Source organism: Stenotrophomonas sp. Steno-Z1 (assembly GCF_056393175.1).
Genome location: NZ_JBWJPB010000004.1, coordinates 332,233 through 358,991, shown reverse-complemented (window position 1 = coordinate 358,991; position 26,759 = coordinate 332,233). Strand labels below are relative to the sequence as shown.

The window sequence follows — 26,759 nt, the reverse complement described above, 5'->3', positions numbered from 1 at the left end:
GCAGCCGACCAACGGTCGGCTCTACGGGGTGATTGTCATCCTGCCGGCAACGTCAACGTCGCACGCAGGCGGCGGCAGCCGACCAACGGTCGGCTCTACCGGGGCGTTTGTCATCCTGCCGGCAACGTCAACGTCGCACGCAGTCCCGGTTCGGCATTGGCCAGCACCAACGTGCCGCCATGGCTCTCGGCGATGTCCGCCACGATCGCCAGACCCAATCCGCTGCCGGCCGCGCGCTGGTCCAGGCGCACGCCGCGTTCGAGCACGCGCTGCAGGTCGGCATCCGGCAGGCCGGGGCCATCGTCCTGCACCTCGATGCGCAGGGTGGCGTCGATATGGCGAACACGGATCGACACGCGGTGGGCGGCCCACTTGCCCGCGTTGTCCAGCAGATTGCCGAGCATCTCCTCCAGGTCTTCGCGCGCGCCGGCGAACAGCCCCTGCGCATGCGGGTCCTGGGCGAAGACCAGGCCGCGCTCGTTGTGCACGCGCTGCATGAGCGTGCACAGCGCATCGATCACCGGGGCGACGGCGGTGCGCTGTTGGCTGTCGGCGCCGATGCCGGCGGCCAGGTAGCGCTCGATGCTGGCCTGCATCCGCGCGGTCTCGCTGCGCAGGGTCTGGCGCCAGTCGCTGCCATCGCCGTCGGCCTCGGTGATCAGCACGGTCAGCGGCGTCTTCAGGGCATGCGCGAGGTCTTCGGCGCTGCGTCGGGCGCGCACCACCATGCGCTGGTGGTGATCGAGCAGGTCGTTGAGCTGCGCGGCCAGCGGGGCCACTTCCTTGACCAGGCCCTGCTGCGGGAAGCGCACGTTCTCGCCGTTGCGGACCTGGCCGGCGATGCGGCCCAGCTCGGCCAGCGGGCGCAGGCCGTAGTGCACCTGGGTCACCAGCACCGCGAACCACAAGGCGATCAGCACCGCCAGGGCGAGCGCGGTGCGCTGGCGGAAGGCGCTGACCTGCGCGTCCAGGTCGCTGCGGTCGGTGGCCACCACCACCCGCAAGGGCGTCGGCACCCGCGGCAGGGTGACCTGCTGGGCCAGGGCGCGCAGCGGCATATCCAGTGGGCCGCGCGTGTCATAGCCCTGCGCGGGCCCGGTGTGCAGCGCCGCGGGCAGCTGCAGGGTTTCGTCCCACAGCGAACGCGACTGGCCCAGCGGTCGGCCGTGGGCGTCCTGTACCTGCCAGTAGGCACCGGAGAACACACGCTGGTAGCGCTCGTCGAACAGGTCGCGGCGCAACTGCAGGCGGCCCTGCGCATCGCTCTCGGCCAGGGCGAGCACGGCGATCAGCTCGTTGCCCAGGCGCTGGTCCATCGCGGTGCGCGCCGAGCGCTCGTACATCGCCCCCAGCCACCAGGTGGCCAGCGCGGACACCAGCACCAGGCCCACGCCACCGGCCAGCAGCAGGCGGGTACGCAGCGAACTGGTGTTCATGGCTGGGCCGACAGGCGGAAGCCCTGCCCGCGATGCGTGTGGATGAGCTCGCTGCCGAGCTTGCGGCGGATCCGCCCGATCAGCACGTCCAGCGTGTTGGAGTCCGGGTCGAAGCCGGCGTCGTAGACGTGCTCGCCCAGCCGCGAGCGGCTGATCACCACGTCCGGGTGGTGCATGAAGTAGCTCAGGATGCGGTATTCCTGCGGGCTCAGGTGCAGTGGCTCGCCATCCAGTTCCACGCGCGCGGCGTTGACGTCCAGCAGCAGCGGGCCGCACTGCAGGCGCGGGCTGGCGTGGCCGGCGCTGCGCCGGATCAGTGCGCGCAGGCGCAGCAGAAGCTCTTCGGGCTGGAAGGGTTTGGTCAGGTAGTCGTCGGCGCCGGCATCGAAGCCGGCCAGCTTGTCGTGCCAGCGCGCGCGCGCGGTGAGCACCAGCACCGGAAAGCCGCGCCCGGCCTGGCGCCAGCGCTCGATCACGCTCAGGCCGTCCAGCCCGGGCAGGCCGAGGTCGACCACCGCCGCGGCGATGTCCTCGATCTGCCCCAACTCTTCGGCAAGGCGGCCTTCGGCGGCGTGCAGCACCAGGTAGCCGGCCTCTTCGAGCAGCTGCTGCAGGCGGCTGGCCAGCAGCGCGTCGTCTTCGGCGAGCAGGATGCGCATCAATCTTCTTCCATCTTCAGCAGGCGGCCGGTGGCTGCATCGTAATCCAGCTCCATCACCACGCCGTTGGGGCCGAGGATTTCGATCTCGTACTTGCCATCCTCCAGCTCCACCTCCACCAGCTTGCCGGGGTAGCGCCGCAACGCGTCGGCCACCACCTGCTGCAGTGGCACCCACCGGCCCTGGCGCACCGCCTGGCGCACGGCCTCCTGCTGCCGGCTACCACCTTCCTGCGCGTGCACGGGTGCCTGTGGCGCAAGCGCCAGCAGCAGGGGCAGCAGCAGGGTGGGGGCGATGGGCATGCGCGACGGGCTCAGGGGGGATGCCAACGGTATACGCCGGTTGCTTAAACAGTGGCTAACAACCGGGCTCATGGTCCGCTTAAGCGCGCTTGCCAGACTGGCGGCGCCGGGAACGACCGGCCCCTTTGGAGCCCCCTGATGAACAAGCTGATCCTGACCGCCACCCTGGCTACCACGCTGCTGGCCGCCCCCGCCTTCGCTGCTGAACTGGGCGCTGCCCAGGTGCAGGCCAAGCTGCACGCCGCCGGCTACACCCAGGTGCTCGAACTGGAGCGCGACGACGGCCTGTGGGAAGCCGATGTCCGCCGCGCCGACGGCAGCGTCGAAGAAGTGATCATCGATCCGGCCAGCGGCGAGATCTTCGACCCGCGCAGCGACCGCGCCCTGCTGGATGCCGGGCAGGTGCTGGCCCTGGCCGAGAAGGCCGGCTTCCGCCAGATCGAGTCGTTCGAGCGCGATGGTGCGACCTGGACGCTGGAAGCCCGCAACGCGCGCAACCAGCGCGTGGACGTGCGCATGAGCGGCCATGACGGCCGGGTGCTGTCGAGCAAGCGCGACGGCTGGTGGGACTGAGCGCGCCCGACCCGGCGCGCGGAAACGACAACGGCCGGTAGACCGGCCGTTGCGGGATGCACCGCGGGTGCGGGTTACCAGCCGCCGCGCGGCGGATAATCCCAATAGCCCGGGCCCGGGCCGTAGCCATACCCACCATACCCGCCATACGGACCATAGAAGCCAGGGCCCTTGCCCTCGCTGACCCGGATGTTGAGGTTCATGTTGTGGGTCTTGCCCTCGTCGGTGGTGTAGTTCTTGTTGAGGTTGATCTCGGCGGCGTTGTAGTGCGAGTTGCCGCCTTCCTTGGAATAGCCGATCCCGGTGGTGAGGCTGCCGTTGACCCGCAGCTTGTCGTCGGTGACCTCGGCGATGCCGTTGGCGGCGCCGCGATCGCTCAGGCGGCGGCCGCTCTTGTCGCCATAGAAGGTGCCGGGCGGGTCGCCGCGCAGCGAGGCATCGCCGAGGTACTGCATGGGCGCCTGCGGCAGGGCCAGGTTGAGGTCGGTGGCCGACTGCGGGCCGGTCGCGCCGGCCGCGGACTGGGCCAGGGCGACGCCGGGGGCAAGCAGGCACAGCAGCAGCGATAGCGAGCGGATCATGTGGGGCTCCGGAACGGGCTGGCGGCAGGCAGTGCGGCCGACAGCGCTGACGCTAGCACCGGCCGCTTGAACGATGCCTGTCATGGCACCGACCCTGGGGGAACTTTACTCCAGCCGTCCGAACCCGAACAGCGCCGCCAGCGGATGCCGGCGGCGTTCGATCTGGGCGCGCAACACGCCCGCGCCGATCATGGAGTAGGTGATGCCGTTGCCGCCGTAGGCCATCGCGAACAGGACCCGCGGCCCCCACTGCGGGTGTGCGCCGAAGAACGGCAGGCCGTCCTTGGTCTCGGCGAACGTGCCGGCCCAGGAGAAGGCAGGCTGCAGCGGCAGGTGCGGGAACAATTTGGCCACCTGCTTGAGCAGGGTGCCGGCCTTGGCCTGGACGCGGCGGTCGCGCCGGGCCGGGATGTCGATCGCATCGTCCTCGCCGCCCACCAGCAGGCGATGGTCGCCGGTGGCGCGCAGGTACAGGTACGGCCGGGCCGACTCCCACAGCATGGTCTGCGCCAGCGGGCCCAACTGGTCGGGATCGATCGGATCGGTGATGAAGGCATAGCTGCTGCGGTTGCGCGCCACCGACGGCTTGAGCCAGTGCTGGCTGGCATACCCGGCGGCCATGACCACATGCCGGCAGTGGATCTGTACGCCCTCGGGCGTGCGCGCGGTGACCCCGCGGCTGGTGGGGGTGAGGGTATCGAGCACGGTGCGGTCGTATACGCCGCAGCCGCGCTTCTGCAGTCGCATCAGCAGACGATAGGCCAGCCGGTACGGGTCCACGCGCGCGGCAAGTGCGCTGAGGATCGCGCCGGGTGCGCGGATGCCGAACGCGTCCTGCACCTCGTCGGCCTCCAGCCAGCGCACGTCGAACCCATGTCGTTGGCGCAGCAGGAATTCCTCATGCAGCACGGCATGGTGGCCGCGCTTGCTGGCGTAGTACAGGCTCTGCATGCGTTGGCAGTCCACGCCGGAGAAGGCTCCGGCCACCGCACGCAGCGCCGGGATCGCATCGGCGCAGGCCTGGTAGGCCATCACTGCGGCGTTCTCGCCGTACTGCCGGGCAAGGTCGATCATGTGGGTATCGATCTCGTACTGCAGCAGCGCGGTGCTGGCCGCCGTGCTGCCCCAGCCGACGTCGCGCTGCTCGATCACCGCCACGTCGTGGCCATGGGCGCACAGCTCGTTGGCGATCAAGGCGCCGCTGATCCCGCCACCGACCACCAGCACCTCGCAGTGGAGGTCCTGCTGCAGGGGCGGAAAGGCGTGCATCAAGCCGTTGCGTATGGCCCAGAACGGATACCCGCTTTTCAGGTCCATGGGTCAGGCCGTGGGCCGGCCGGTATGCGGGGTGTGGATGAGCGGGGTCAGGTCAAACCCCTGCTGGCGCGCCTGGGCCAGGTAGTGCTCCTGCACGGTCGCATCCAGCGTCGGCGTGCGCGAGAGCAGCCAGAGGAACTTGCGGTCCGGGCTGCCGACCAGCGCGACGCTGTAGTCCGGGGCGACCTGGATCACCCAGTAGTCGCCCTTGGTGAAGGGAATCCAGCGCAGCCCGCGCGGCAGGAAGCTGACTTCCAGGCGCGCGCTGTCGTTGTCGACCGCGCAGGCCTCGCCTTCGGCTTCCTCGATCTCGTCACCCAGCCGGCAGCGGTTGAGCACGGCCACGTGGCCGTTGTCCTTCAGGCTGTAATGCGCCGACACATCGGTGCAGTCCTCCGGCTCGTGTTTCATCGGCAGGCGGGCGATCTCGTACCAGGTGCCCAGATAGCGCGGCAGCTTGAGATCGGGGACGGTCTTGAGGTCGGCGTGGGTGTTCATCGAAGGCGCGCGGTGGAAGAGGTCCCAACCATGCCGGGGCCCCTGCCACGGGCGGGTGAAGCCGGGGCGATGGCGGTGTCGAGAACGCTGCGTTGCCGGCGTGGCGCGCCCCGGTCGCGGGCGCGGCGCTATGCTGGGGCCAGGCGCACCGTGCGCCGGTATTCAATGCGATGGAGGTGCGGATGTACCAGGTGATCCTGCTCACGAGCGAGACCACGTTTGCGCGCGAGCGCTGGGATGCGGTGGAGGAGGTCCTCGACTACGACGGGGCGACCTACTCGCTGCGGGCCGGCCCGCGCCAGCCCTTGCCGACCGATCATGCCTGGGACCCGGTGGCGGTGTATGCGCCGGACGAGATCAGCGAAGAGGAATTCCAGGATTGGTATGCGCGGCTGCAGCCGCAGGTGGAGGAGCTGAGGCTCAAGTACTGAGGCCGGCCGGGGCCGCACACCTGCTCTGAACGGGGCGCGGTTTATAGTTCGCGCAGGCGCGGTGGTCCGCGCGAACCCCGTGGTGTGCCGGCTTTGTCTTCCCGTCTTTTTTCCTCTTTCCTGCGGCCGCTGGCCGGGTTGATGGTGTGTGCCTGGCTGGGCATGGCACCGGTCGCGCTGGCCCAGGGCGACGATGCGGTCGATGCGGACCCGATCGCGCAGCTGGCGCAGGCCGGCAAGGACCTCAAGCAGATCCAGGCGTCGCTGGACGATGCCGATACCCGCGACACCCTCAAGACCCTGTCCGACCGCGCACTGGCGGTGCAGCGCGATGCCGATGCCGCACGCAACGCATTGCAGCCGCAACTGGATCAGATGGACGCACGCGTGGCGCAACTCGGCGATGTGCCCGAGGGCACCGTCGAGGCGCGCGACATCGCGTTGCAGCGCAAGACCCTGAACCAGCAGCGCAGCGACATCGCCTCGGCGATCGCGCGGGCCAAGCTGCTGGCCGGCGATGCCAGGCAGGTGGGCGCGGACATCGAGAAGATGCGGGTCAGCCAGTTCAGCGAGGAACTGGCGCGCAAGGTCAATTCGCCGCTGTCGCCGTCGCTGTGGCGGCAGTTCGCCACCCACGTCCCGGCCGACCTCGGGCGGCTGGCATCGCTGTACCGCCAGGGTGAAACCACGGCGCGCAAGGCGATCGCCGAACACGGCTGGGCGGCGCCGCTGACCGGGCTGGCGCTGGCCCTGCTGATGTTCTTCCCGCTGCGGCTGTGGCTGCGCGCGGCCGGGCGCCGCTATGCGGCCTCCGAACGCGCGCCGGACGGGCGCCTGCGCCGTTCCGGGCTGGCGGTGTGGCTGCTGGCGGTGGGCACGCTGCTGCCCGGCTTCGCGGCGGTCGTGCTGGTGGCCTCGCTGGAGAACATCGGCGCGATCCCGCCGCGGCTGGAACAGCTGGCCCTGCACTTCCAGGTGGCCACCTTCGTGGCGGCCTTCATCACTGCGCTGAGCGCCTGCCTGCTGGTACCCAAGCGCCCGTCGTGGCGCCTGCTGAGCCTGGATGACAGCGCGGCCTGGCGCCTGCGCAAGTACGCCTGGGGCGCCGCCGGGCTGACCTTCCTCAGCATCCTGCTGGTGGAGATCAACCGCGCCTCGCGCACCAGCGAGATCACCACGGTGGCGGTGGACGGGCTGATCGCGATCACCTACATGGCGCTGATCATTGCCATCCTGGTCTCGCTGGCGCGCCTGCACCGGCGCCAGGCCGACGAGGCCCAGGCCAAGCTGGACGCGCAGGCCGATGCCGGCGCCAAGCAACCCAAGGCCCCGGTGCGCAGGAGTGGCTGGATCGTGCTGGCACGCCTGGCCGGCCACATCGTGGTGGCCGCGGCGGTGATCGCCACGCTGCTGGGCTACCTCAACCTGGCGCTGTTCGTGGCCCAGCAGCTGGTGTGGGGCGCGGTGGTGCTGCTGGCGGCGTCGCTGCTGCTCAAGTTCGCCGACGATCTGTCGTTGTGGGTGCTGTCGCCCACCAGCCGGGTGGGGCAGAGCATCGTGCTGACCACCGGGCTCAACGACGCCAAGGTGGAGCAGGCCGGCGTTCTGCTGTCGGCGGTGCTGCGCATCGGCGTGATCCTGCTGGCGGTGTTGGCGTTGACCGCCCCGTTCGGCAACCTCAACGCGTTCTTCGGCGCGATGGACTCGCTGTCCAACGGGCTGACCATCGGCACCACCACACTCCGGCCCAGCAGCGTGGTGTACGCCGTGCTGGCCTTCCTGGTGGTGTGGGCGGTGATGCAGGCCTTCCAGAACTGGCTGACCAACACCTACCTGCCCAAGACCGACCTGGACGCTGGCGCGCGCAACTCGATCAGCACCGTGACCCGCTATCTGGGCATCATCGCAGCCGTGTTGTGGGGCCTGACGGCGCTGGGCATCGGCTTCGAGAAGCTGGCGCTGGTGGTGAGCGCGCTGTCGGTGGGTATTGGTTTCGGCCTGCAGGCGATCACCCAGAACTTCGTCTCCGGCCTGATCCTGCTGGCCGAGCGGCCGGTGAAGATCGGCGACTGGGTCAAGCTGGGTGACCAGGAAGGTGACATCAAGCGGATCAGCGTGCGCTCCACCGAGATCCAGGTGGGCGACAAGTCCACGCTGATCGTGCCCAACTCCGAACTGATCACCAAGACCATCCGCAACATGACGATGGGCAATGCGCAGGGCCGCATCCAGATCCAGTTCTCGGTACCGCTGAGTACCGACGTGGCCTCGGTGCGGCAGATCCTGCTGGACAGCTACGCCGAGCATGTGGCGGTGCTGGCCGAACCGGCGCCGTCGGTGTTCATCGACTCGATCGCCAACGGCCAGATCGCGATCAACAGCTTCGCCTACGTCTCCGGCCCGCGCGCGGTGTACGGCGTACGCAGCGACCTGTACTTCACCATGCTGCAGAAGTTCGCCGCCGCCGGCATCGCGTTGTCTTCGCCGACCGACATCCACCTGGTCCGCGATCCCACCGCGCCGCCGCAACCGGAGGCGTAAGCGGGCGACCGGCCATCGGTCGCGACCGCACGCGCGGGGTGCCGGCCGCTGGCCGGCACTCGCGCCGCACGATCAGCCGCGGTTGCCGCGGCGCGAGGGGACCAGGGCGACGTTGTCCACGGCCAGCTTCTCGGCATGGTTCAACCACGCACGGATCTCCAGGTCGTCCACTTCATGGTCCAGTCCGAACGGCACGCTGATGCGGCCTTCGGCATCCGGCTGCACCCACTGCTGGGCCACCACGACCTTGCGTTGCGAGGACACCGCCTCGATCCAGAAGCCACGGTCCGGCGACTGCTTGGCCACGAACTGCAGCATGTACTGGCCGGCCCGGGTGCGGCGGCCCTTCTGGGTGATCATGTGCGCCTGGCGGATGCTCGGGCGCGGGCCGCTGAACGGCTCCAGCGGGCCATCCACCGCAAAGCCGTCGCGCAGGGCGTCGTCGCGGTACAGCTTGATGCCCTTGTCGCGGTTGACCAGCATCGCGCACCAGTCACCGTCGGCCGAGCCGTCCTCGAACGCCGTGCAGCGGTCCACGTAGGCCAGGGTGTTGGCCGGGTCGGCCAGGTCGAACTGCTTGGAGGTGTTTTCCAGGTACACCGACTTCAGGTCGAACTGCTTGTCGTACTCCAGCAGCACCGGCGGCTGCACGTGCTGCAGGCCGATCACCACCTGGTTGTCGTCGTCGATGCGTAGCTGGCGGGTCTTGTCGCCCAGCCACAGCGAGCGTGAAAAGGCCAGGTAGCGCGGATAGTCCTTGCCGTTGTCGCGCAGCGCGGCCGCGCTGGCACTGTCGGTGCGCTTGGGGTCCAGCAGCGAGCGACCGAAGCCGATGGCGTTGATGTCCGGCTGGATCAGGCTCAGCAGGGTGGCACCGGAATCCAGCGTGGAGCCGGCGGTGGTGGCCAACTGGCGCGGTGCGATGTCCTTGCCCAGGAACAGCAGCAGGTTCTCACGCTTCTGCTTGGCCAGGATGTGGCTGAGATCATTGGGCATGGCCAGGTGGTCGGAGGCGATCACGATCAGCGTGTCGTCGCCGTACGGGCTGGCCTGGATGCGGTCGACCAGCTTGGAGATCAGCCCATCGGTGCACTTGAGCGCGTTGAGCATGCCGATGTTGCCGTACTCGCTCTGGTAGCGGGTGCGCTTGCACGCCGAGGGCAGGTGCCCGGCCGGGTGGTGGGTGTCCATGGTCAGCGTGGTCAGCATGAACGGCTGGCCCTGTTTGGAGAGCTGCACGAAGCGGTCGTAGGCCTTGTCCAGCAGCACGTCGTCGTGCACGCCCCACGGCGAGAAGTGCGAGCGTGCCACCTTCTGCTGCTTGAACCAGGCCAGGTCGTCGACCGCATCGAAGCCGTGCGTGGCCAGGAACTGGCCCTTGCCGGCGAACTGCCCGTTGGCGCCGCCCATGTAGTGGTTGGTATAGCCCTGCTGCTTGAGATAGTCGCCCAGGCAGACCGCTTCAGGCAGGAAACTGCCCATGCGGCCCATGCTGTTCTCGTCGTCCTTGGCGGTGGTCAGCGGCACGCCGCACATGGACGACACCAGCCCTGCGATGGTCCAGCCGCCGCCCTCGGCCGACACCAGGCCGCGCACATCCAGCGCCTGGCCGGCGAGGCGGTTGAGGTTGGGCATCAGGTCCGGGAAGGTGGACGCATCCAGGTAGGTGCGCTCCAGGCTCTCGCCGTAGATCCACACGATGTTGCGCGGCTTGGCCAGCGCCTGTTGCGGCACGCGGTATTCCGGCGCGATGACGCTGTAATCGACCGGACGGGTCTGCTGGTACAGCCGCTGCCCGTCGCTGTACAGCGGGCTCACCAGCACTGCCACCAGCCACATCGCGATGAACCCGCCGAACACCGCCTTGCCGTGTTCGATGCGGCGCCAGCGCTGCACGCGAACAAGCGCCAGCGGCAGCAGCGAGACCAGCAGCAGCGCGGTGTAGGCGGCGATGTAGCCCTTGAAGTCGGCGACGCCGGCCCCTTCCATGTCCGCGCCGAGGTGGTACAGCGTGGCGGCGTTGAGGCCATCGCCGGACAGCTTGTTGATCAACCACCACGAACTCAGCAGCACCAGCAGCAGCGACATCAGGCTGGCCTTCCACCATATCCACTTGCGCGAGGCGAGCAGCAACCCGGTGAGCAGCAACAGAGACAGCAGCAGGATCCAGAGCATCGGCGGTATCGGTAGCGAAGGACAGTTGGTGATGGACGCCATGACGACGTATTTCCCATCCGACCGGCTGTCCAACCACACCTGCATGACAAGCCGATGGCCCGATCATGCATGCACGAACCTGACTGAAATGTTTGTTTGGCAACACCGCCGATGCGTTACAACACACCGTGTTTCAAGGTGTAAAACGAGCGTGAAGGAAGACACGCGTTCTTGCAGCGCAGCAGCGGTAATCGATGCAGGAGGTGAATGCGCGCGCTGCGCGTCAGCGGTGCCCGCGCTCTTCCTTCGAACGTGCGCGACGATCGAAGATCAAGGCGCTCAGCACGATGCCGAGGCCAAGGAAGACCCCGATGAACATCAGCATGAAGGCAATGGCCGGATAACCGAACAGGTGCCAGCCTGTCTCCACCTTCATCATCATCGCCGCGGCGAGAATGAGCGCCGCGGTGACGATGCCGGCAGACACGCGGTTGGCGATCTTCTGCAGGTTCTCCATCAACCGCGATTCTTCGAGCCCGGTCACCTTCATCTGCAGGCGGTTCTCGGCCAGCAGCGCGAGGATGTCGGACATCTTGCGCGGGCCTTCGCGCAGCAGCTGTTGCATCTCCATCGCCTCGCTGGCCAGGTTGGCCGCCGACAACGACTTCTTCAGCCGCGCACGCATCACGTGCTGCAGCTGTTTCTCCACGATACGGCGGGTATCCAGGTCCGGCGACAGCAGCCGGCAGACGGTTTCCAGGTTGAGCAGGGCCTTGCCGAGCAGGCTCAGCTCCGGCGGCGTGCGCAGGCCACTGGCGGTGGCGATGCGGACCAGGTCGAGCACCACGCGGCCTTCGGAGTAGCTGGTGTTGGCGGCGTAGCGGGCGATCATCTGCCCGGTTTCGCGCAGGTAGCGCTCCTCGTCGAAGGATTCCAGCCGCGTGCTGATGCCGATGATCTCATCGGCCACTTCCTCGCCGCGCCCGTCCACCGCGGCGAACAGCAGCTTGAGCAGGCGCTCGCGCAGCCGCGGCGGCATGTGCGCGACCATGCCCAGGTCGAAGATCGCCAGGCGCCCCTCCGGGGTGACCCGCAGGTTGCCCGGGTGCGGGTCGGCATGGATCTCGCCGTGCACGAAGATCTGGTCGACATAGCCGCGGATCAGCGCCGCCGCCAGCGGTGCCATCGGCTGCTCGGTGCGGCGCACGTCGGGGATCATGTCCACGCGCACGCCGTGGGCCAGCTCCATGGTCAGCACGCGGTGGCTGCAGTAGTCCCAGATCGGCTGCGGCACCCACAGTGGCTTGAACGGCTTGAGGTGCTGGCCGAAGCGCTGCAGGTTCTCGGCCTCGGCCTGGTAGTCCAGCTCCTGCATCAGGGTCTTGGCGAACTCGTTGAGCCAGTCGCGCAGGCGCACGCGACGGCCGACCTGGGTGAGGTGGTCGGCGGCCAGCGCGAAGCTGCGCAGCACCTCCAGGTCCGAGCGCAGCTGGGCGGCCACCTCCGGTTTCTGCACCTTGACCGCCACCTCGCGGCCGTCATGCAGCTGGGCGCGGTGCACCTGGGCGATCGAGGCGCAGCCCAGCGGCACCGGGTCGAAGCTGGCGAACAGCTTGGAGACCGGTGCCCCCAGTTCCTGTTCGATGATGGTGGAGATGCGCTCGACCGGGATCGGCGCGACCTTCTCCTGCATCCGCTCCAGCGCCGTGGCGAACTCCACCGGCACCATGTCCGGGCGGGTGGAGAGCATCTGGCCGAGCTTGACGAAGGTGGGGCCCAGCGATTCCAGGTCGGTGACGAACTGCTCCGGGTTGCCCTCCGGCGGCAGGTCCTGCATCGCCCGCGCATCCAGGTTCATACCCGAAAACACCCCCGAATGGCGGTACCGCAGCAGCAGGCGCAGGATCTGGCTGCGGCGGTTCATGCCCTTGACCAGCGACGGCGTACCGGGGGCGACAGGCGTGGTATTCAAGCAGGGCTCCAGCAAAGGGATCACCGGCAGTGTCGCCGGGAGGGGGTGGTGGGCCGGTGAATCCGCCGGCCGCTACCGCCCCACACCCCGGATCGGGCAGAATCCACGCTCCCGCTTGATCTATTGGATTGCCATGGCCGGTGCCAGCCTGTTTGCGTTGCTCGATGACATTGCCGCGCTGTTGGACGATGTGTCGGTCCTGACCAAGGTCGCGGCCAAGAAGACCGCCGGCGTGCTCGGCGACGACCTGGCGCTGAACGCGCAGCAGGTGACCGGGGTCAACGCCAACCGCGAACTGCCGGTGGTCTGGGCGGTGGCCAAGGGCTCGCTGGTCAACAAGGCGATCCTGGTGCCGGCCGCGCTGGCGATCAGCGCGCTGGAGGCCTGGCTGCGCGGCAAGGGCTACCCGGTGCCGATCGTGGTGCCGCTGATGATGATCGGCGGCGCGTTCCTCTGCTACGAAGGCGTGGAGAAGCTGGCGCACCGCTTCCTGCATTCGCAGGAAGAAGATGCCCAGCAGAAGGCCGCGCGGCTCAAGGCGCTGGCCGATGAAAAGGTGGACATGGTCGCGTGGGAGAAGGACAAGGTGAAGGGCGCGGTGCGTACCGACTTCATCCTCTCGGCCGAGATCATCGTGCTGTCACTCGGCGTGGTGTCCGCGTCGCCGTTCCTCAACCAGGTCACCGCGCTGGTGATCATCGCCCTGGCGATGACGGTGTTCGTGTACGGCCTGGTGGCCGGTATCGTGAAGCTGGACGACGTCGGCCTGTACCTGTCGCGCAAGGGTGCGGCGCTGGCGGCGATCGGCCGTGGGCTGCTGGTGACCGCGCCGTGGCTGATGAAATTCCTGTCGGTGGCCGGCACGGCGGCGATGTTCCTGGTGGGTGGCGGCATCCTGGTGCACAACGTGCCGGCCCTGCACCACCTGGTGCTGGAACTTGGTGGCGAAGGCCGTTGGGGCTGGCTGGTCAACGCCGTGGGCAACATGCTGGTCGGCGTGGTCGCCGGCGCGATCGTGCTGGCCGCGGTGACCGGCATCCAGAAGCTGCGCGGTAAGCAAGCGGCGCATTGAGGGTGGCGGCGCCGCGCCTGGCGCGGCGGCGCTGGCCGTCGCGGCGCACGTCCGTTGTGCGGTGACGCTATCCAAGCGCGCGGCGGGTCAGTCGGCCTTCCAGGCGCGCACTGCATCCAGTTCCGCACGCGCGCGGGCCAGGCGACGACCGGACAAGGCGTCGAGGGCGCGCTGCAGGCGTGGCGACTGCGGATCGCGCCGATGCCAGCGCCGCGCGAGGACCAGCAGGGCGGTCATCAGCGCCGCCCCGGCCATCAGCGAGATCAGCAACCAGCGCGTGGCAAACACCGACAGGTCCACGCCCCATGCCTGCCAGGCCACCAGCACCGGCACCGCCAGCCACAGCCAGCACCAGGGCAGGCCGAGCAGCAGTTCGCCGGCGGCGGTCTGCAGGCGCAACGCCGCCAGTTGCCGCGACTGGTCCAGCACCGGCTGGTCGGCATGCAGCTGCCGGCGCAGGTGCAAGCGTGCCGCGCTGGCGATGATCACCGCCACGCAGTAGGCATGCAGGGCCATCGCGCTGAGCATGACCGCCAGCGGTGGCCGCGGCCACCAGATGCTGCCGCAGTAGATCGCCAGCGCCAGCCAGAACAGCAACCGCATCACCTGCATCGCCCCGAAGGCGGACAACTGGCGCTGCGCGGCGTGCTGGCGGTGGCGGCGCCACGCCTCCAGCGCGGCGGCGTCCTCGCCATCGCCGCGGGTGGCGTGCTGCTGCCACATCTGCTTGAGCGGATCGGTGGTCTGCATCGGCATGTCCTCAGGGGGTGGGGTCGAAACGCGCGCGCAGCTGCTGGCGCAGCCGGTGCAGGCGGGTGGAGACGTTGGCGCTGCTGATGCCGAGGATGTCGGCGATCTGGCGGTGGTCGTAGTCGTCCAGGTGCAGCAGCATCAGCGCCCGGTCCAGCGGCGGCAGGGCGTGTATCGCTGCTTCCAGCTGGCGCAGGGCGTGCCGTTGTTCGGCCGGCGCGGCCCCATCGGCCGGCAACGCCTCCTCGTCCAGCGGCGCATGGTGGCGCTGGCGCAGCTGCTGGCGGCGCAGTTGCGAGATCGCCACGTTCAAGGCCACCCGGTACAGCCAGGTCGAAAAGCGTGCGCGGGCCGGGTCGAAGCCGTCGAACGCATCCCAGGCCTGCACGCTGATCTCCTGGATCAGGTCGAGCCGGTCTTCCTGGTGGGCGCAGTAGCCGCGCGCGATCTTCAGCACGATCCCGCGGTGCTGCTCGAGCAGGCGGGAGAACTGGGTGCGCGGGTCGGCGGCGGTGGTCTTCATGGGCATACCGGGATGATTCGCACCGCCGCGGCAGATATCACAGCGCGGCGACGATCATGGTGGCGCGTCCGCTGCCTGCACGCGGTTCTTGCCGACCCGCTTGGCTGCATACAGCGCCGCATCGGCACGCCGCAGCAGCGCATCGGCGCTTTCGCCCGGCAGCCACTGCGCCACGCCGGCGCTGAAATGCACCGGGACGCGCTGTTCGTCCAGCTGCAGCGGGCGCTGGGCCAGCGAGCGCTGCAGGCGCAACAGGGTGGACATGCTGTCCGCGCCGGGGGTTTCCGGCAGCAGCAGCACGAACTCGTCGCCGCCGAGGCGGGCGATCGCATCGGTGCTGCGCAGGTGCAGCTGGCACACCGCGACCAGGTGGCGCAGCACTGCGTCGCCGCCGGCATGGCCGTGCGCGGCATTGGTCTGGTGGAAGTCATCCAGGTCGATCAGGGCCAGCGCCAGCGGGTGTGCGTGGCGGCCGGCCCGGGCCAGCTCGCGTTCGACCAGTTCGTCGAACCCGCGCCGGTTCAGTGCGCCGGTCAGGGGATCGGTCCGGACCAGCCCGGAGACGTCGCGCAGTTCCTGCTCCAGCTCGGCGATGCGGGCCTCGGCCTGTTCCACGTCGCGGCGGGCATTGCCCAGGTGATCACGCGCCTGCAGTGCCTGTTCCTGCACACGGGTGGTGTCCTGCAGCACGTCCTGCAGCAGCTGGTTGAGGTCGGCGATGCTGCGCGCTTCGCGCAGCGCCAACGCGTAGCTGCTGATCCGGTCGTGGTATTCGCCGGTGCTGACCGCCATGCCGTCCAGGCGTTCGATGAAGCCGCCCATCAGGTGCTTCATCGCCGCCTTGGATTCGCTGATGCCCTGCTTGAGCAGGCCCTGCTTGTAGATCACTTCACGCAGGTTGATCCGCGCCTGCTCGACCGACTCGCGGTCCAGCGGCCCGCCGATCAGTTCGCGCACCGCATGCACCTGGCCGTGCAGCCAGCTGCTGTCGTCGAGCAGCTCGCCGATGTTGTCCAGCAGCAGGTCGAACAGGCTCAACAGCAGCTCCTGCTGTTCCTGCCAGCCATCGCTGCGCACGCCGATCTGGTGGGTCAGCTCGCGCAGGCGCAGTTCCAGCGGCTGCAGCGGCTGGCCGGGATGCCAATGGCGCAGCTCGGCGGCGATCTGCACCGGCTCGTCCTTCAGCTCGGGCATGTTCTGCAGCAGGCTGGCCACGGTCACCCCGAGGGTATGCCGCAGCAGCTCGCGCAGGCGCACGCTGTCGGGCTGGCCGTCGGGGCTGTCCTGCTCGATGGTGCGGATGTACTTGTCGATCAGCTGGCGCATGGCCCGGCCGTAGCTCACCCAGTCGGCGCTGCGCTGGGCCGACTGCAGGCGCAGGCCCATGTCGCCGAGTTCGCCGGGCAGGGTGGACATGCCATTGGCGAAGGCGGCCAGCAGCGGCTCGGGGCTGTCGATGCCGGCGAACAGGCGCTGCAGCATGGCGCTGGTGCCGCCCTTGGGGCCGGGCGCCTGCGCGCTCGCCGCATCGATTACGCGGGTATCGGCCTGGCGCCGCGACAGCAGCCGGCCCACGGCGGTGCCGGGGCTGGGAGGAGCGTCGTGCGGGTCGGTCATGCGGCAGGTCCTTGGCGGATGACCGGCGTCGGTCGCCGGGGCGGTAGGGAGGTTGGAACAGTATCGGCGCGGCGCAGGCAGGCTTGAACGCGCCCTCCCGCCACGGCCGGTATGCCACGATGGTAGGCAATCTGACGGCAGGAGCGTGCGATGAAGGTGATGCTGGTAGGCGCGACCGGCCTGGTAGGCGGGCAGGTGCTGCAGCAGCTGCTCGACGATGCCCGCTGCGACGCGGTGGTGGCCCCGACCCGACGGCCGCTGGCCGTGGCCGATCCGGTCCTGCTCAACCCGGTGGTGGACTTTGCCGCGCTGCCGGTGGACGCCGACTGGTGGGCGGTGGATGCGGTGGTCTGCGCGCTGGGCAGTACGATCAAGCAGGCCGGCAGCCGCGAGATGTTTGCCCGGATCGACCACGACTATCCCTTGCAGGTGGCCACCCTGGCCCAGGCGCACGGCGCGCAGGCGTTCGTGCTGAACTCGGCAATGGGCGCCAATGCGCAGTCGCGGATCTTCTACAACCAGGTCAAGGGCCGGCTGGAGCAGGACCTCCGCGGCCTGGGCTACCCGTCATTGACCCTGGTGCGGCCGGGCCTGATCGGCGGCGAGCGCGCCGAGCGGCGCACGGGCGAACACCTGGCCGGCGTGGTACTGGGCGCGCTCGGCCCCGTGCTGCCGCGCGCGTGGCGGATCAATCCGGCCGGAAACATCGTCGCGGCGATGCTGGAGGCGGCGTTGGAGCCGCGTCCGGGCGTGCAGGTGATCGATTCGTCGCAGTTGGCCTGATCCGCCCTCGCCGTTTTAGTTCCGCGCATTACCGGGCGACGGAGGGTCACGGGCGGTGGATGGGGATCCGACCCTGCCGTCGAAGCACCCCGCCGGGTGGTTGGATCCCATCGACCGCCGTTGCCGGTGATCGCTGCGGCCGCATCGCGAGAGCGCGGCCCATGGTCCGCAAACGACAACGGCCACCGTGCGGTGGCCGTTGTCGTCTTCCTCATTGCCTGCCGACCCGTGGTCGGCAGTTACCACATCAGCTGGCCAGCGCCAGGTCATCCATCATCGCGCGCAGGAAGCGCGCCGCTTCGCCGCCGGTGGCGGCGCGATGGTCGAAGGTGACCGACAGCGGGATGACCTTGTGCGCTTCCACGCCGCCCATCACCGGGGTCATCTGGTGGCGGGCGCGACCGGCACCGACGATGGCCACGCACGGCGGCACCACCACCGGGGTCGCGTAGCGGCCGGCGAACATGCCGAAGTTGGACAGCGAAATGGTGTAGCCGCTCAGCTCGGAAGCGGCGATCGAGCGCGATTCCACCTGTTCGCGCAGGCGGTTCACGCCTTCGCGGATGCCGCGCGCGTCGAGCATGTCGGCATTGCGCAGGGCGGGCACGAACAGGCCATCGTCGGTGTCCACCGCGATGCCGATGTCCACCTGGTTGTGCAGCGTGCGGGTGAGCGCGTCGCCGTCGAACCAGGCATTCAAGGCGGGCACTTTCTGGCAGGCCACCACGATCGAGCGCACCAGGCGCGCGGTGACGTCGTTGCCGGGCACCCAGGCGTGGATGTCGGCGTCGTCGTTCAGCGTGGTCGGTACGACCTTGCTGTGCGCGTCGGCCATGACTCGGGCCATGTTGCGGCGCACGCCCTTGAGCGGTTCCGGCTGGCCCTTGGCGACCACGCCCGGCGGCTGCGTGCGCATCGGGCGGCCGGCCGCCGACAGCGGCGTACGCGATTCGGACGGGCGGGTAGCCGCTGCCGCTGCGGCCACGGGTGCGGCAACGGCGGCCTGCGCGGGGGCGGCACCGATCTTCGCGCTGCCATCGGCGGCGGCCTGCTTGACGTCGGCCATGGTCACCGCGCCGTCGGCGCCGGTGGCACGCACGCGGCTGAGGTCCACGCCGAGCTTGCGCGCGGTGGCACGCACGGCCGGCACGGCCTTGACCCCGCCGACCGCAACCGCCTGCTCGGCGTGCACGGCGTTGGAGCTCTGCATCGCGCCGACCACGGTGCCGGCGTCATCGCGCTCGGCGGCGGGCTTGGCGATCTCGCCACCGTCATCGGAGGCGACCACCTTGTCCGGGTGCGCGGCCGCAGGTTGGCCGGTGCTCGGGGTGGGGGCCGGGGCGGCGTGGCCGTGGCTGTGGCCGGTATCCTGGCCATCGGCGCGCTGCGGCAGGTTCGGGTCCAGTTCGAACTGGGCCAGCACGCTGCCGGTCGGGATGATGTCGCCCTCGCCACCGGCCAGCTTCAGCACCTTGCCCGAGAACGGGGAAGGCACTTCAACCACGGCCTTGGCGGTCTCCATGGAGACCAGCGGCGCATCAAGCTCGATCACGTCGCCGACCTTGACGAACCATTCCACGATGGTTGCATCGGGGAGGCCTTCGCCGAGGTCGGGCAGGTGGAAATTCTTGTTCTCACTCATGTGCAGTTCTCTTCCAGCAGTTCGAGATCGCGGGCCGGCAGCCAACCCGTCGCGCCGTTCGCGCGCTCGGACCACCACCAGCCACCGTGTTCATGATGCAGTTTGACCAGTTCACCGCTGTCCACGTCCAGTTCGCGGGCGTCATAGTCGCGCAGGGCTTCTGCGCGACCATCGTCCAGCAACTGCAACCACGCCACCGGTGCCCAGCCGGCACGCCCGTCATCGGTGCGTACCCAGGCAAACGCCGGCCATTCCTCGTCACGAACACCGAGTTCGACGATCTGGCCGGTGCGGAACCGGAGCGGGTTGGGGTACTGGCTGCGGTACGGGCCTAGGAGGCGGGCCCGCACGTCAGCCTGCCGCAATGGCGCGTTTGGCCGCGCTCACGATCCGGTCCACGCTGGGCAGGTACTTCATTTCCAGGCGGAACAGCGGAATGTGGGTGTCATAGCCGGTGACGCGCTCGACCGGTGCCAACAGGTCGTACAGCGATTCCTCGGCCAGGCGCGCGGCGATTTCCGCACCGAAGCCCGCGGTCTTCGGCGCTTCCTGCACGATCACGCAGCGGCCGGTCTTGGCCACCGATTCGGCGATGGTGGCAAAGTCCAGCGGGCGCAGCGTGGCCACGTCGATCACTTCGGCGCTGATGCCTTCGCCGGCCAGCTTGTCGGCCGCTTCCAGCGCTTCCTTCACCTGCGCACCCCAGGTCACCAGGGTCACGTCGGTGCCATCGCGCAGCACGAAGCACACGTCCAGCGGCAAGGCTTCGCCGTCGTTGACGACCACTTCCTTGTACTGCCGGTAGATGCGCTTGGGCTCCATGTAGATCACCGGATCCGGCTCGCGGATCGCGGCCAGCAGCAGGCCGTAGGCACGCTGCGGGGACGACGGCAGCACCACGCGCAGGCCCGGCACGTTGGTGAAGATCGATTCGTTGGCTTCGCTGTGGTGTTCCGGGGCGCGGATGCCACCGCCCCACGGCACGCGCAGCACCATCGGGCAGTGCAGGCGGCCACGGGTGCGGTAACGCAGGCGCGCGGCGTGGCAGATGATGTGGTCCACCATCGGGTACATGAAGCCGTCGAACTGGGCTTCGGCGACCGGCTTCATGCCCTGCGCGGCCAGTCCGATGGTCAGGCCGGCGATGGTGGTTTCATCCAGCGGGGTGTCCAGGATGCGGTCGGCGCCGAAGCGCTGCTGCAGGCCGGCGGTGGCGCGGAACACGCCGCCGTTGACGCCCACGTCCTCGCCCAGCACCAGCACCGACTTGTCGTGCTCCAGCTCCCAGGCCAGGGCCTGGGTGATGGCTTCGATGAGGGTGATCGGTGTGGTGGTCATGCTCTGTTCTCCGCGCGCGACGGCGGCGCTGTCGGCGGCGTTGGTCTGCGCGCCGGAGGCGCCGTTCTTGATCTCATCCATGGCGCTGCTCCAGGGCGATCGCCTGCGCACGCTGGGCCAGCAGGTCCTGCGGCGGATCGGCGTAGAGGAAGTCGAACATCGCCTCGACCGGCTGCACCGGGGTGTTGAGGTAGAGGTTCACTTCCTCGTCCACGCGCTTGCCGCACTCGGCGGTCCACGCCGCTTCCTCTGCCTCGCTCCACACACCGGCATGGATGAGGTACTTGCGCAGGCGCAGCATCGGCTCGCGCTGCCAAGCATCCTTCACCTCGGCGTCATCGCGGTAGCGGCGCGCGTCATCGGCGGTGGTGTGGTCGGACAGGCGGTAGGTCATCAGTTCCAGCACGGTGCCACCGTCGCCGGCCAGCGCGCGCTCGCGCGCCTGCAGCATGGCGGCCATCACCGCGATCAGGTCGTTGCCGTCCACCTGCAGGCAGAACAGGCCACCGGCCAGGCCCTTCTGCGCCAGCGTTTCGGCACCGGTCTGGGCCGAACGCGGGACCGAGATGGCCCAGCCGTTGTTGACGATGCACAGGATCAGCGGGAGCTTGTAGGCACCGGCGGAGTTGAGCGCAGCGTAGAAGTCGGTCTTGGAGCTGCCGCCATCGCCGCACACCGCGACCGCGATCTGCTTCTCGTTGTTGAGCTTGAACTTCAGGGCGGCGCCGGCGGCGTGCAGGCACTGGGTGGAAATCGGCACGCAGAACGGGAAGTCCTTGGCCGCGTTGCCGCCGTAGTCGTTGCCACGCTCGTCGCCGCCCCAGTACATCAGCACGTCGCGGGGGCGCACGCCACGCATGAACATCGCGCCGTACTCGCGGTAGGACGGCGCGAACACGTCGTCCTTCTGCATCGAGGCGCCAATGCCCACGTGCGCGGCTTCGTGGCCCAGGCAGGCGGCGTAGGTGCCCAGCTTGCCGGTGCGCTGCAACGCGATCGACTTGCCGTCAAACACGCGCACGAACAGCATCTGCTTGAACATGGGCAGCAGCGCGCGCGGGTCGCGCAGCGCCTCGGGCAGGTCATCGCGGACGAGCATGCCGTCCGTGTCCAGGTACTGGAGGTATTCGATCTTGAACTCAGCGGCAACCGTCATTGCGTACTGCACCTTCGACAGGAAGTTACAAATGATATGAATTGCCATGTTAAGGAAGGCGTACGAAAAAGCCGTCCTGCGGCGCAGCAAGTGTCCCGGTGGACATTACGCCGATATACCCCATCGGGGGTGCGAAATGCCAATGACTGCAACGTATTCAGTTGCTGCAACCGGGCATGAGCGGGTGCTGGCGGGGCCGGTCAGGCGGCAGCCGTGGGCGGCCTGCCCGCGCAGAAATCGCGGCCAGGCCTGGCACCACACGGCGGCGTAGGGTGCCCGCCGCCCGGGAGCGCATGCTCTGCGCTACCCTTTGACCCCCTCATTTGGCCCACGCCATGTCCGTCGAGAAGAACCAACGCGACCTCGAAGCCGGTATCCACACCGATCTGGAGGGGCGCCTGACCTACGGCGGCTACCTGCGGCTGGACCAGCTGCTCGGCGCCCAGCAGCCGCTGTCCACCCCGCCGCACCACGATGAGATGCTCTTCATCATCCAGCACCAGACCTCCGAGCTGTGGTTGAAGCTGCTGGCCCACGAACTGCGCGCGGCGATCGGCTTCCTGCAGCGCGATGAGGTCTGGCAGTGCCGCAAGGTACTGGCGCGCAGCAAGCAGGTGCTGCGCCAGTTGACCGAGCAGTGGTCGGTGCTGGAAACCCTGACTCCCTCGGAGTACATGGGCTTCCGCGACGTGCTGGGCCCGTCCTCGGGCTTCCAGTCGCTGCAGTACCGCTACATCGAGTTCCTGCTGGGCAACAAGAACGCGCAGATGCTGCAGGTGTTCTCGCACGACCCGGCTGGCCAGGCGCAGCTGCAGGAGGTGCTGGACGCGCCGAGCCTGTACGAGGAATTCCTGCGCTACCTGGCGCGCTTCGGCCACCCGGTCCCGGCCGCGTACACCGGCCGCGACTGGCGCCAGCCGCACGTGGCCGACGATGCCCTGCATCCGGTCTTCGAGCGGATCTACCAGAACACCGACCGCTTCTGGCGCGAGTACGCCCTGTGCGAGGACCTGGTGGACCTGGAGACCGCCTTCCAGCTGTGGCGCTTCCGCCACATGCGCACGGTGATGCGGGTGATCGGCTTCAAGCGCGGTACCGGCGGCTCCAGCGGGGTGGGGTTCCTGCGCCAGGCGCTGGAGCTGACCTTCTTCCCGGAGCTGTTCCAGGTGCGCACCACGATCCGCAACGACGACCCGATGCCGCCGGACGCCTGATCCGGCCGGTGCACGAATAAGCCTATTCATATTTGTCGAGCGCATCCGCCGTACGGTGCGAGAGGCCCCGCCGTTGCTGCGCTGGCGGGGCCGGCCGGTGGTTGCAGATGCAAGTTCAGCGACCGTGCCGGCAGTTGCAGGAATCGGCGTGTATTTGACGTGAACGCCGTTGGTCTGGGATTCTCCCGCGCTGTTTCGCACATCGGACGTGCATGTCTTCCACCGAACCCAGGAATCCCGCATGAGCGTAGACGCCGCCGCGAAATCCGTCCCCGATCCGGCGCTGCCGGAGTTCAAGACCACGATGGGCCACCCGCGCCCGCTGTGGATGCTGTTCATGACCGAATTCTGGGAGCGCTTCGCGTTCTACGGCATCCGCTGGGCGCTGGTGCTGTACATCGTGTCGCAGTTCTTCGAAGGCGACGCGGCCGGCCAGGCCGCCGCCAGCCGGACCTACGGTGCCTACCTGGCGCTGGTCTATGCCGCGGCCATCTTCGGTGGCTACGTCGCCGACCGGGTGCTGGGGTACCAGCGCTCGATCCTTACCGGGGCGGTGATCATGGCCGCCGGCCTGTTCATGGTGGCCATGCCGAACAAGGAAGTGTTCGAGCTGGGCCTGGCCACGATCATCATCGGCAACGGCCTGTTCAAGCCCAACATCTCCACCATGGTCGGCAAGCTTTACGGCCTGAAGGATGAGCGCCGCGACTCGGGCTTCACCATCTTCTACATGGGCATCAACATCGGCGCGATGATCGCCCCGGTGCTCACCCAGTACCTGGCCGAGCAGGTCTTCGGTACCCAGGCGATGCCGTCCTACAAGATGGTCTTCATCGCCTCGGGCATCGGCATGCTGATCAGCCTGGTGTGGTTCTACATCGGTCGTGCCGGCCTGAAGGGCATCGGCGCACCGCCGGTCGGTGCCGAAGGCTTCGGCCGCATCGTCATGGTGTTCGTCGGTGCCCTCGTCGCCATCCCGGTCGCCTACTTCCTGCTGTCCACCGGCGCCACCGCGCTGGCCTGGATCCTGGGCGTGATGTTCATCGCCCTCGGCGTGCTGCTGCTGGTCGAAGGCATCCGGGAAGGCAAGGTCCAGCGCGACCGCGTGATCGCCATGCTGATCATCTTCGTCTTCAACGTGATGTTCTGGATGTTCTTCGAGCAGGCCGGCAGCTCGTTCACCTTCCTGGCCGATGAGATCGTCAACCGCAATCTCGGCGGCTGGACCTTCCCGACCGCCTGGTTCCAGTCGGTCAACTCGGTGGCCATCATCACCCTGGCCCCGATCATCGCCTGGATCTGGATCAAGCTGGGCCGCGCCAACCCGTCGATCCCGCGCAAGTTCGGCCTGGGCCTGCTGTTCAACGGCGCGGCGTTCGCACTGCTGATGCTGGCGCTGTCGAGCATGGTGGTGGATGGCAAGATCCCGTTCTGGACGCTGTTCATGGTCTACGTCATCCAGTCGGTGGGTGAGCTGTGCCTGTCGCCGATCGGCCTGTCGATGGTGACCAAGCTGGCACCGGTGCGCCTGGTCGGCTTCGGCATGGGCGGCTGGTTCCTGTCCACCGGCATCGGCAACAACCTGTCGGGCATCTTCGCCGGCGTGGTCAGCGGCGAAGGCGGCATGACCGTCGAATCGGCGCTGAAGGGCTACACCTTCGGCTTCTGGGCGTTGATCATCTCCGGCGTGCTGCTGTTCCTGCTCGCCCCGCAGATCAACAAGCTGATGCACGGCGTCAAGTGAGGTCCGCGATGCGCATGCAAGCCTGGGGCTATTCGATGATCGTGGCCGGCCTGCTGGCCGCCTGCTCGCCATCGTCGGCGCCCACCGCTGCGCCTGCGCAGCCGGTGGACACCACGCCGCAGAAGGCAGCGGTCGCCGATCCCGGCGAACCGGTCGCCTCGGGCAACACCCCGGCCGCGGCGGATGTCGCGGCCATCGCCGCGCTCAACGCGCAGTTCGACCCGGGCCGTGATCCGGTCGCCGACCTGGCCACGGCCAAGGTCGAGGCCCAGCGCGGTGGCAAGCGGATCGTGCTGGACGTGGGCGGCGAGTGGTGCTCGTGGTGCCACCTGATGGATGCCTTCATCGAAGGCGATGCGGAGATCCGCAGCTTCCGCGACGCCCACTTCGTGTGGATGAAGGTCAATTACAGCGAAGACAACGAGAATGCGGCGTTCCTGTCGCAGTTCCCGGCGATCAAGGGCTACCCGCACCTGTTCGTGCTCGACGCCGACGGCACGTTGTTGCATTCGCAGTTCACCGGCGAGCTGGAGGCCGACAAGGGGCAGCCCAAGGGCTACAACCGCACGCGGTTCTTCGCCTTCATGAAGGACTGGGCGCCCAAGGCGCCGTAAGCAGAAAAGCCGCGGATTCCGCGGCTTTTTTTTGTCGCGTGCTGCAGGGAGTCGAGCTACTTCAGCACGCAGATGCCGAAGGTTTCGGTGTCGGGATGCGCGACCGCCTCGTGCGCGAGGTCGCACACCAACGCCAACGGCCGGCCCCTCACTTCGCCCCGCCGGTCGTAGTTGTGCTTGGCCATGAACCAGCCCGTGTGCTCCTTGCCCTGGTAACGCAGCGTGAGGCGTTGGACGATGACCGGCTCATGCGGCAGCAGTCCGGCCGTCCACGACGTTCCGGTCACTTCCGCGAAGTGGAAGCGGCCCTGCGCATCGGTGGTCACGGTCGTGGTGCGCTTCTGTTTGCCCCAGTGCCAGTGGTAGTCCTGCTCCACTTCGACGCCCTGCACCGGCTGCCCGTTCAGCAGCACGGTGCCGTGCACTTCGGAGAACAGATACAGCGTCTTTGAAAAAAATGCCATCGCCCCTCCTGGCGTGAGAATGCCTGCAAGCAGCAGGGTGCAACCGGCCCATCGCCTCGTTCCGGCATGCATTGGCGTGCCCTGCCTCGTCCCTGATCAAGCGGCCATGGTCGCATCATTGGCCGCGCTGCCGGAACCCGCCCTCAACTTCCGCGCCTGCCTGCCGCTATCCCCAAGGACCTCATGCCGCGCAGTTCGTGGCGCACAACCGACGGATCGATACGCATGCAGCCGGGCACCAGCGACAGCACTTCCGATACCACCCTCGAGGCACCGGCTGGCGTGAGCCTGCCGCCGGTGGACGTCCTGCTCGACGACCACGGCGCTGGCGAGACCGTCGCCGCCGACACGCCCGCCCCCGGCGCGATCCGCTACCGCCTGCCGTTGGTGGCCGTGCCGGACAACGTGCTGCTCAAGGCCGCGGTGCAGAAACTGGTCGAGCAGAAAACCCAGCTGGACATGTTGGCGCGCACCCCGGCGCTGGCCGGCGTGCTGCCGGCCGAGTGGCAGGGCAGCGGGGTGCGGGCGGTGGACCTGCAGGGCTTCGTGCTGTCGGTGCTGCCGTTCCTGCACAACGCGGCCAAGGCCGAGACCTCACCGGCGCGGCTGCCGCTCAAGCACGTGCTGGGCGATACCGGGCGCTGGGACAGTGGCGACGTGGACGAGCCCAAGTCGCTGGCGTTCTTCCTGGCCAGCGACGATCGCGCCAGCGCGGGTGCCAAGGACCCGGCCGAGGCCTACCTGGTGGCCGCGCTGGGCCTGGCCTGGGCGCACGAAGGGCGCACCCGCCCCGGCTTCCTGCGCCAGATGGGCTACGACAGCATGGCCGCGCGCGTGCACCTGCTGCCCTATCCGGAGCCGGGCCAACTGGCGCTGTATGGCGTGGTCGCCAACGGGGTGAGCCAGCTGTGGTGCGTGCTCGACCGGCGCAAGCTGCGCCCGCTGCTGGCGCCGTGGATCAGCGTGCCCTTGCTGACCGCCTACGGGGTCGCGGCGCCGGGGACATGGCCGACCTCATTCCCGCCGGTGGAGGAGGTGGCGCAGATGCTGGCCACCGCGCGCACCGGCAAGGGGCCGGTGGAAGTGGACCTGACCAAGGTCGCCGCCAAGGTCCAGCAGGACGCCTCGGCCGAAACCTGGATGCCGGTGAGCCTGCTCCAGGTCGGCACCTGGGCGCCGCGCTGGGGCTACTTCATGGCCACCTTCATCGGCCTGCCGACGGCGCTGCTGGTGCTGGCCGCGCTGGCCCTGCCCAACGCCATCGAAGCGGCGGTGGTGGCCGCCTCGCTGGCGTTCGCCGGTGGCGCCATCGGCGCGCTGGCCGCGCCCTGGGTACATGCCCGGCGCAAGCACCTGAGCTGACCCGCAACGCCCC

The 26,759-nt window shown here is 68.6% G+C and carries 25 protein-coding genes; 9 read left to right on the top strand and 16 right to left on the bottom strand.

What is annotated here, in order from left to right; all coding sequences use genetic code 11:
- Window positions 1–110: 110 nt before the first annotated feature.
- Genes AC06FD_RS13980 through AC06FD_RS13970 form a run of 3 tightly spaced genes read right to left on the bottom strand, consistent with a single transcriptional unit; the run spans window position 111 to window position 2,397 of the window.
- Complete coding sequence (locus AC06FD_RS13980; RefSeq protein ID WP_478078128.1) at window positions 111–1,436, bottom strand: sensor histidine kinase; 1,326 nt, start codon at window positions 1,434–1,436, stop codon at window positions 111–113.
- Complete coding sequence (locus AC06FD_RS13975) at window positions 1,433–2,095, bottom strand: response regulator transcription factor (protein WP_449335447.1); 663 nt, start codon at window positions 2,093–2,095, stop codon at window positions 1,433–1,435. Before AC06FD_RS13975 ends, AC06FD_RS13980 begins: the two co-directional genes overlap by 4 nt.
- Complete coding sequence (locus AC06FD_RS13970; protein WP_259208828.1) at window positions 2,095–2,397, bottom strand: PepSY domain-containing protein; 303 nt, start codon at window positions 2,395–2,397, stop codon at window positions 2,095–2,097. The genes AC06FD_RS13975 and AC06FD_RS13970 overlap by 1 nt, the downstream gene beginning before the upstream one ends.
- 138 nt (window positions 2,398–2,535) lie before the next feature.
- Here AC06FD_RS13970 and AC06FD_RS13965 point away from each other — a divergent pair, with 138 nt between their 5' ends.
- Complete coding sequence (locus AC06FD_RS13965) at window positions 2,536–2,970, top strand: PepSY domain-containing protein (protein WP_259208831.1); 435 nt, start codon at window positions 2,536–2,538, stop codon at window positions 2,968–2,970.
- A 74-nt stretch (window positions 2,971–3,044) separates the two neighbouring features.
- On the opposite strand, the gene AC06FD_RS13960 is transcribed toward AC06FD_RS13965, so the two are convergent.
- From AC06FD_RS13960 to AC06FD_RS13950, 3 genes are all read right to left on the bottom strand, one after another.
- Entirely contained in the window at window positions 3,045–3,551 is a 507-nt protein-coding gene (locus tag AC06FD_RS13960; RefSeq protein ID WP_259208833.1) for a hypothetical protein, read from the bottom strand.
- 105 nt (window positions 3,552–3,656) lie between these two features.
- A complete protein-coding gene (locus AC06FD_RS13955; RefSeq protein ID WP_449335445.1) occupies window positions 3,657–4,868 on the bottom strand; it encodes an NAD(P)/FAD-dependent oxidoreductase in 1,212 nt (403 codons plus the stop codon).
- Between the two features lie 3 nt (window positions 4,869–4,871).
- Window positions 4,872–5,366 carry a lipocalin family protein gene (locus AC06FD_RS13950; protein ID WP_259208837.1) on the bottom strand — a complete coding sequence of 165 codons (495 nt, stop codon included), beginning with the start codon at window positions 5,364–5,366 and terminating at the stop codon, window positions 4,872–4,874.
- Window positions 5,367–5,548: 182 nt separating this feature from the next.
- Here AC06FD_RS13950 and AC06FD_RS13945 point away from each other — a divergent pair, with 182 nt between their 5' ends.
- Window positions 5,549–5,797: a hypothetical protein gene (locus AC06FD_RS13945; RefSeq protein ID WP_259208840.1), complete on the top strand. Its 249-nt coding sequence runs from the start codon at window positions 5,549–5,551 to the stop codon at window positions 5,795–5,797.
- A gap of 141 nt (window positions 5,798–5,938) precedes the next feature.
- Window positions 5,939–8,338 (top strand): DUF3772 domain-containing protein, encoded by a 2,400-nt coding sequence (locus tag AC06FD_RS13940; protein ID WP_478078139.1) that lies wholly within the window; start codon window positions 5,939–5,941, stop codon window positions 8,336–8,338.
- A gap of 72 nt (window positions 8,339–8,410) precedes the next feature.
- Here the strand turns inward: AC06FD_RS13940 and AC06FD_RS13935 are convergent, their stop codons facing one another.
- Window positions 8,411–10,513, bottom strand: coding sequence for a phosphoglycerol transferase I (locus AC06FD_RS13935; protein WP_478078127.1), 2,103 nt, complete (start codon window positions 10,511–10,513; stop codon window positions 8,411–8,413).
- A 265-nt stretch (window positions 10,514–10,778) separates the two neighbouring features.
- Window positions 10,779–12,419, bottom strand: a complete 1,641-nt coding sequence (locus tag AC06FD_RS13930) for an ABC1 kinase family protein (protein ID WP_259208976.1) — start codon at window positions 12,417–12,419, stop codon at window positions 10,779–10,781.
- 181 nt (window positions 12,420–12,600) lie between these two features.
- Here AC06FD_RS13930 and AC06FD_RS13925 point away from each other — a divergent pair, with 181 nt between their 5' ends.
- On the top strand, window positions 12,601–13,539 hold the full coding sequence (locus AC06FD_RS13925; RefSeq protein ID WP_259208977.1) for a DUF808 domain-containing protein: 939 nt from the start codon (window positions 12,601–12,603) through the stop codon (window positions 13,537–13,539).
- An 87-nt stretch (window positions 13,540–13,626) separates the two neighbouring features.
- On the opposite strand, the gene AC06FD_RS13920 is transcribed toward AC06FD_RS13925, so the two are convergent.
- Genes AC06FD_RS13920 through AC06FD_RS13910 form a run of 3 tightly spaced genes read right to left on the bottom strand, consistent with a single transcriptional unit; the run spans window position 13,627 to window position 16,429 of the window.
- Window positions 13,627–14,289, bottom strand: coding sequence for a hypothetical protein (locus tag AC06FD_RS13920; RefSeq protein WP_478078126.1), 663 nt, complete (start codon window positions 14,287–14,289; stop codon window positions 13,627–13,629).
- A gap of 10 nt (window positions 14,290–14,299) precedes the next feature.
- Window positions 14,300–14,818 (bottom strand): RNA polymerase sigma factor, encoded by a 519-nt coding sequence (locus AC06FD_RS13915; protein ID WP_394164772.1) that lies wholly within the window; start codon window positions 14,816–14,818, stop codon window positions 14,300–14,302.
- Between the two features lie 48 nt (window positions 14,819–14,866).
- Window positions 14,867–16,429: a GGDEF domain-containing protein gene (locus tag AC06FD_RS13910; protein ID WP_259208848.1), complete on the bottom strand. Its 1,563-nt coding sequence runs from the start codon at window positions 16,427–16,429 to the stop codon at window positions 14,867–14,869.
- A 150-nt stretch (window positions 16,430–16,579) separates the two neighbouring features.
- On the opposite strand from AC06FD_RS13910, the gene AC06FD_RS13905 reads away from it, so the two are divergent.
- Entirely contained in the window at window positions 16,580–17,212 is a 633-nt protein-coding gene (locus AC06FD_RS13905) for an NAD(P)H-binding protein (RefSeq protein WP_478078125.1), read from the top strand.
- A 247-nt stretch (window positions 17,213–17,459) separates the two neighbouring features.
- On the opposite strand, the gene AC06FD_RS13900 is transcribed toward AC06FD_RS13905, so the two are convergent.
- The 4 genes from AC06FD_RS13900 to pdhA are packed head-to-tail and all read right to left on the bottom strand — an operon-like array spanning window position 17,460 to window position 21,348.
- Window positions 17,460–18,854: a dihydrolipoamide acetyltransferase family protein gene (locus AC06FD_RS13900; protein WP_478078124.1), complete on the bottom strand. Its 1,395-nt coding sequence runs from the start codon at window positions 18,852–18,854 to the stop codon at window positions 17,460–17,462.
- Window positions 18,851–19,204 carry an SH3 domain-containing protein gene (locus tag AC06FD_RS13895; protein WP_259208857.1) on the bottom strand — a complete coding sequence of 118 codons (354 nt, stop codon included), beginning with the start codon at window positions 19,202–19,204 and terminating at the stop codon, window positions 18,851–18,853. The genes AC06FD_RS13900 and AC06FD_RS13895 overlap by 4 nt, the downstream gene beginning before the upstream one ends.
- A gap of 1 nt (window position 19,205) precedes the next feature.
- Entirely contained in the window at window positions 19,206–20,273 is a 1,068-nt protein-coding gene (locus tag AC06FD_RS13890; RefSeq protein ID WP_259208859.1) for an alpha-ketoacid dehydrogenase subunit beta, read from the bottom strand.
- Complete coding sequence (gene pdhA, locus AC06FD_RS13885; protein WP_478078123.1) at window positions 20,266–21,348, bottom strand: pyruvate dehydrogenase (acetyl-transferring) E1 component subunit alpha; 1,083 nt, start codon at window positions 21,346–21,348, stop codon at window positions 20,266–20,268. The genes AC06FD_RS13890 and pdhA overlap by 8 nt, the downstream gene beginning before the upstream one ends.
- A 335-nt stretch (window positions 21,349–21,683) precedes the next feature.
- Between pdhA and AC06FD_RS13880 the strand changes: the two genes are divergently transcribed.
- From AC06FD_RS13880 to AC06FD_RS13870, 3 genes are all read left to right on the top strand, one after another.
- Complete coding sequence (locus AC06FD_RS13880; protein WP_478078122.1) at window positions 21,684–22,562, top strand: tryptophan 2,3-dioxygenase; 879 nt, start codon at window positions 21,684–21,686, stop codon at window positions 22,560–22,562.
- Between the two features lie 241 nt (window positions 22,563–22,803).
- Entirely contained in the window at window positions 22,804–24,306 is a 1,503-nt protein-coding gene (locus tag AC06FD_RS13875; protein ID WP_259208865.1) for a peptide MFS transporter, read from the top strand.
- Window positions 24,307–24,314: 8 nt separating this feature from the next.
- Window positions 24,315–24,920, top strand: a complete 606-nt coding sequence (locus AC06FD_RS13870; protein WP_478078121.1) for a thioredoxin family protein — start codon at window positions 24,315–24,317, stop codon at window positions 24,918–24,920.
- 56 nt (window positions 24,921–24,976) lie between these two features.
- On the opposite strand, the gene AC06FD_RS13865 is transcribed toward AC06FD_RS13870, so the two are convergent.
- Window positions 24,977–25,384 (bottom strand): DUF6795 domain-containing protein, encoded by a 408-nt coding sequence (locus AC06FD_RS13865; RefSeq protein WP_478078120.1) that lies wholly within the window; start codon window positions 25,382–25,384, stop codon window positions 24,977–24,979.
- A 225-nt stretch (window positions 25,385–25,609) separates the two neighbouring features.
- On the opposite strand from AC06FD_RS13865, the gene AC06FD_RS13860 reads away from it, so the two are divergent.
- Complete coding sequence (locus AC06FD_RS13860; RefSeq protein ID WP_478078119.1) at window positions 25,610–26,746, top strand: hypothetical protein; 1,137 nt, start codon at window positions 25,610–25,612, stop codon at window positions 26,744–26,746.
- Window positions 26,747–26,759: the final 13 nt, after the last annotated feature.

Coding starts and splice junctions, on each gene's coding strand:
- AC06FD_RS13965 (WP_259208831.1), top strand. CDS start 2,536: ATGAACAAGCTGATCCTGACCGCCACCCTGGCTACCACGCTGCTGGCC.
- AC06FD_RS13945 (WP_259208840.1), top strand. CDS start 5,549: ATGTACCAGGTGATCCTGCTCACGAGCGAGACCACGTTTGCGCGCGAG.
- AC06FD_RS13900 (WP_478078124.1), bottom strand. CDS start 18,854: ATGAGTGAGAACAAGAATTTCCACCTGCCCGACCTCGGCGAAGGCCTC.
- AC06FD_RS13860 (WP_478078119.1), top strand. CDS start 25,610: ATGCAGCCGGGCACCAGCGACAGCACTTCCGATACCACCCTCGAGGCA.
- AC06FD_RS13930 (WP_259208976.1), bottom strand. CDS start 12,419: ATGAACCGCCGCAGCCAGATCCTGCGCCTGCTGCTGCGGTACCGCCAT.
- AC06FD_RS13980 (WP_478078128.1), bottom strand. CDS start 1,436: ATGAACACCAGTTCGCTGCGTACCCGCCTGCTGCTGGCCGGTGGCGTG.
- AC06FD_RS13955 (WP_449335445.1), bottom strand. CDS start 4,868: ATGGACCTGAAAAGCGGGTATCCGTTCTGGGCCATACGCAACGGCTTG.
- pdhA (WP_478078123.1), bottom strand. CDS start 21,348: ATGACGGTTGCCGCTGAGTTCAAGATCGAATACCTCCAGTACCTGGAC.
- AC06FD_RS13920 (WP_478078126.1), bottom strand. CDS start 14,289: ATGCAGACCACCGATCCGCTCAAGCAGATGTGGCAGCAGCACGCCACC.
- AC06FD_RS13880 (WP_478078122.1), top strand. CDS start 21,684: ATGTCCGTCGAGAAGAACCAACGCGACCTCGAAGCCGGTATCCACACC.
- AC06FD_RS13890 (WP_259208859.1), bottom strand. CDS start 20,273: ATGGATGAGATCAAGAACGGCGCCTCCGGCGCGCAGACCAACGCCGCC.
- AC06FD_RS13940 (WP_478078139.1), top strand. CDS start 5,939: ATGGTGTGTGCCTGGCTGGGCATGGCACCGGTCGCGCTGGCCCAGGGC.
- AC06FD_RS13915 (WP_394164772.1), bottom strand. CDS start 14,818: ATGCCCATGAAGACCACCGCCGCCGACCCGCGCACCCAGTTCTCCCGC.
- AC06FD_RS13910 (WP_259208848.1), bottom strand. CDS start 16,429: ATGACCGACCCGCACGACGCTCCTCCCAGCCCCGGCACCGCCGTGGGC.
- AC06FD_RS13875 (WP_259208865.1), top strand. CDS start 22,804: ATGAGCGTAGACGCCGCCGCGAAATCCGTCCCCGATCCGGCGCTGCCG.
- AC06FD_RS13925 (WP_259208977.1), top strand. CDS start 12,601: ATGGCCGGTGCCAGCCTGTTTGCGTTGCTCGATGACATTGCCGCGCTG.
- AC06FD_RS13865 (WP_478078120.1), bottom strand. CDS start 25,384: ATGGCATTTTTTTCAAAGACGCTGTATCTGTTCTCCGAAGTGCACGGC.
- AC06FD_RS13870 (WP_478078121.1), top strand. CDS start 24,315: ATGCGCATGCAAGCCTGGGGCTATTCGATGATCGTGGCCGGCCTGCTG.
- AC06FD_RS13950 (WP_259208837.1), bottom strand. CDS start 5,366: ATGAACACCCACGCCGACCTCAAGACCGTCCCCGATCTCAAGCTGCCG.
- AC06FD_RS13905 (WP_478078125.1), top strand. CDS start 16,580: ATGAAGGTGATGCTGGTAGGCGCGACCGGCCTGGTAGGCGGGCAGGTG.
- AC06FD_RS13935 (WP_478078127.1), bottom strand. CDS start 10,513: ATGCTCTGGATCCTGCTGCTGTCTCTGTTGCTGCTCACCGGGTTGCTG.
- AC06FD_RS13970 (WP_259208828.1), bottom strand. CDS start 2,397: ATGCCCATCGCCCCCACCCTGCTGCTGCCCCTGCTGCTGGCGCTTGCG.
- AC06FD_RS13960 (WP_259208833.1), bottom strand. CDS start 3,551: ATGATCCGCTCGCTATCGCTGCTGCTGTGCCTGCTTGCCCCCGGCGTC.
- AC06FD_RS13975 (WP_449335447.1), bottom strand. CDS start 2,095: ATGCGCATCCTGCTCGCCGAAGACGACGCGCTGCTGGCCAGCCGCCTG.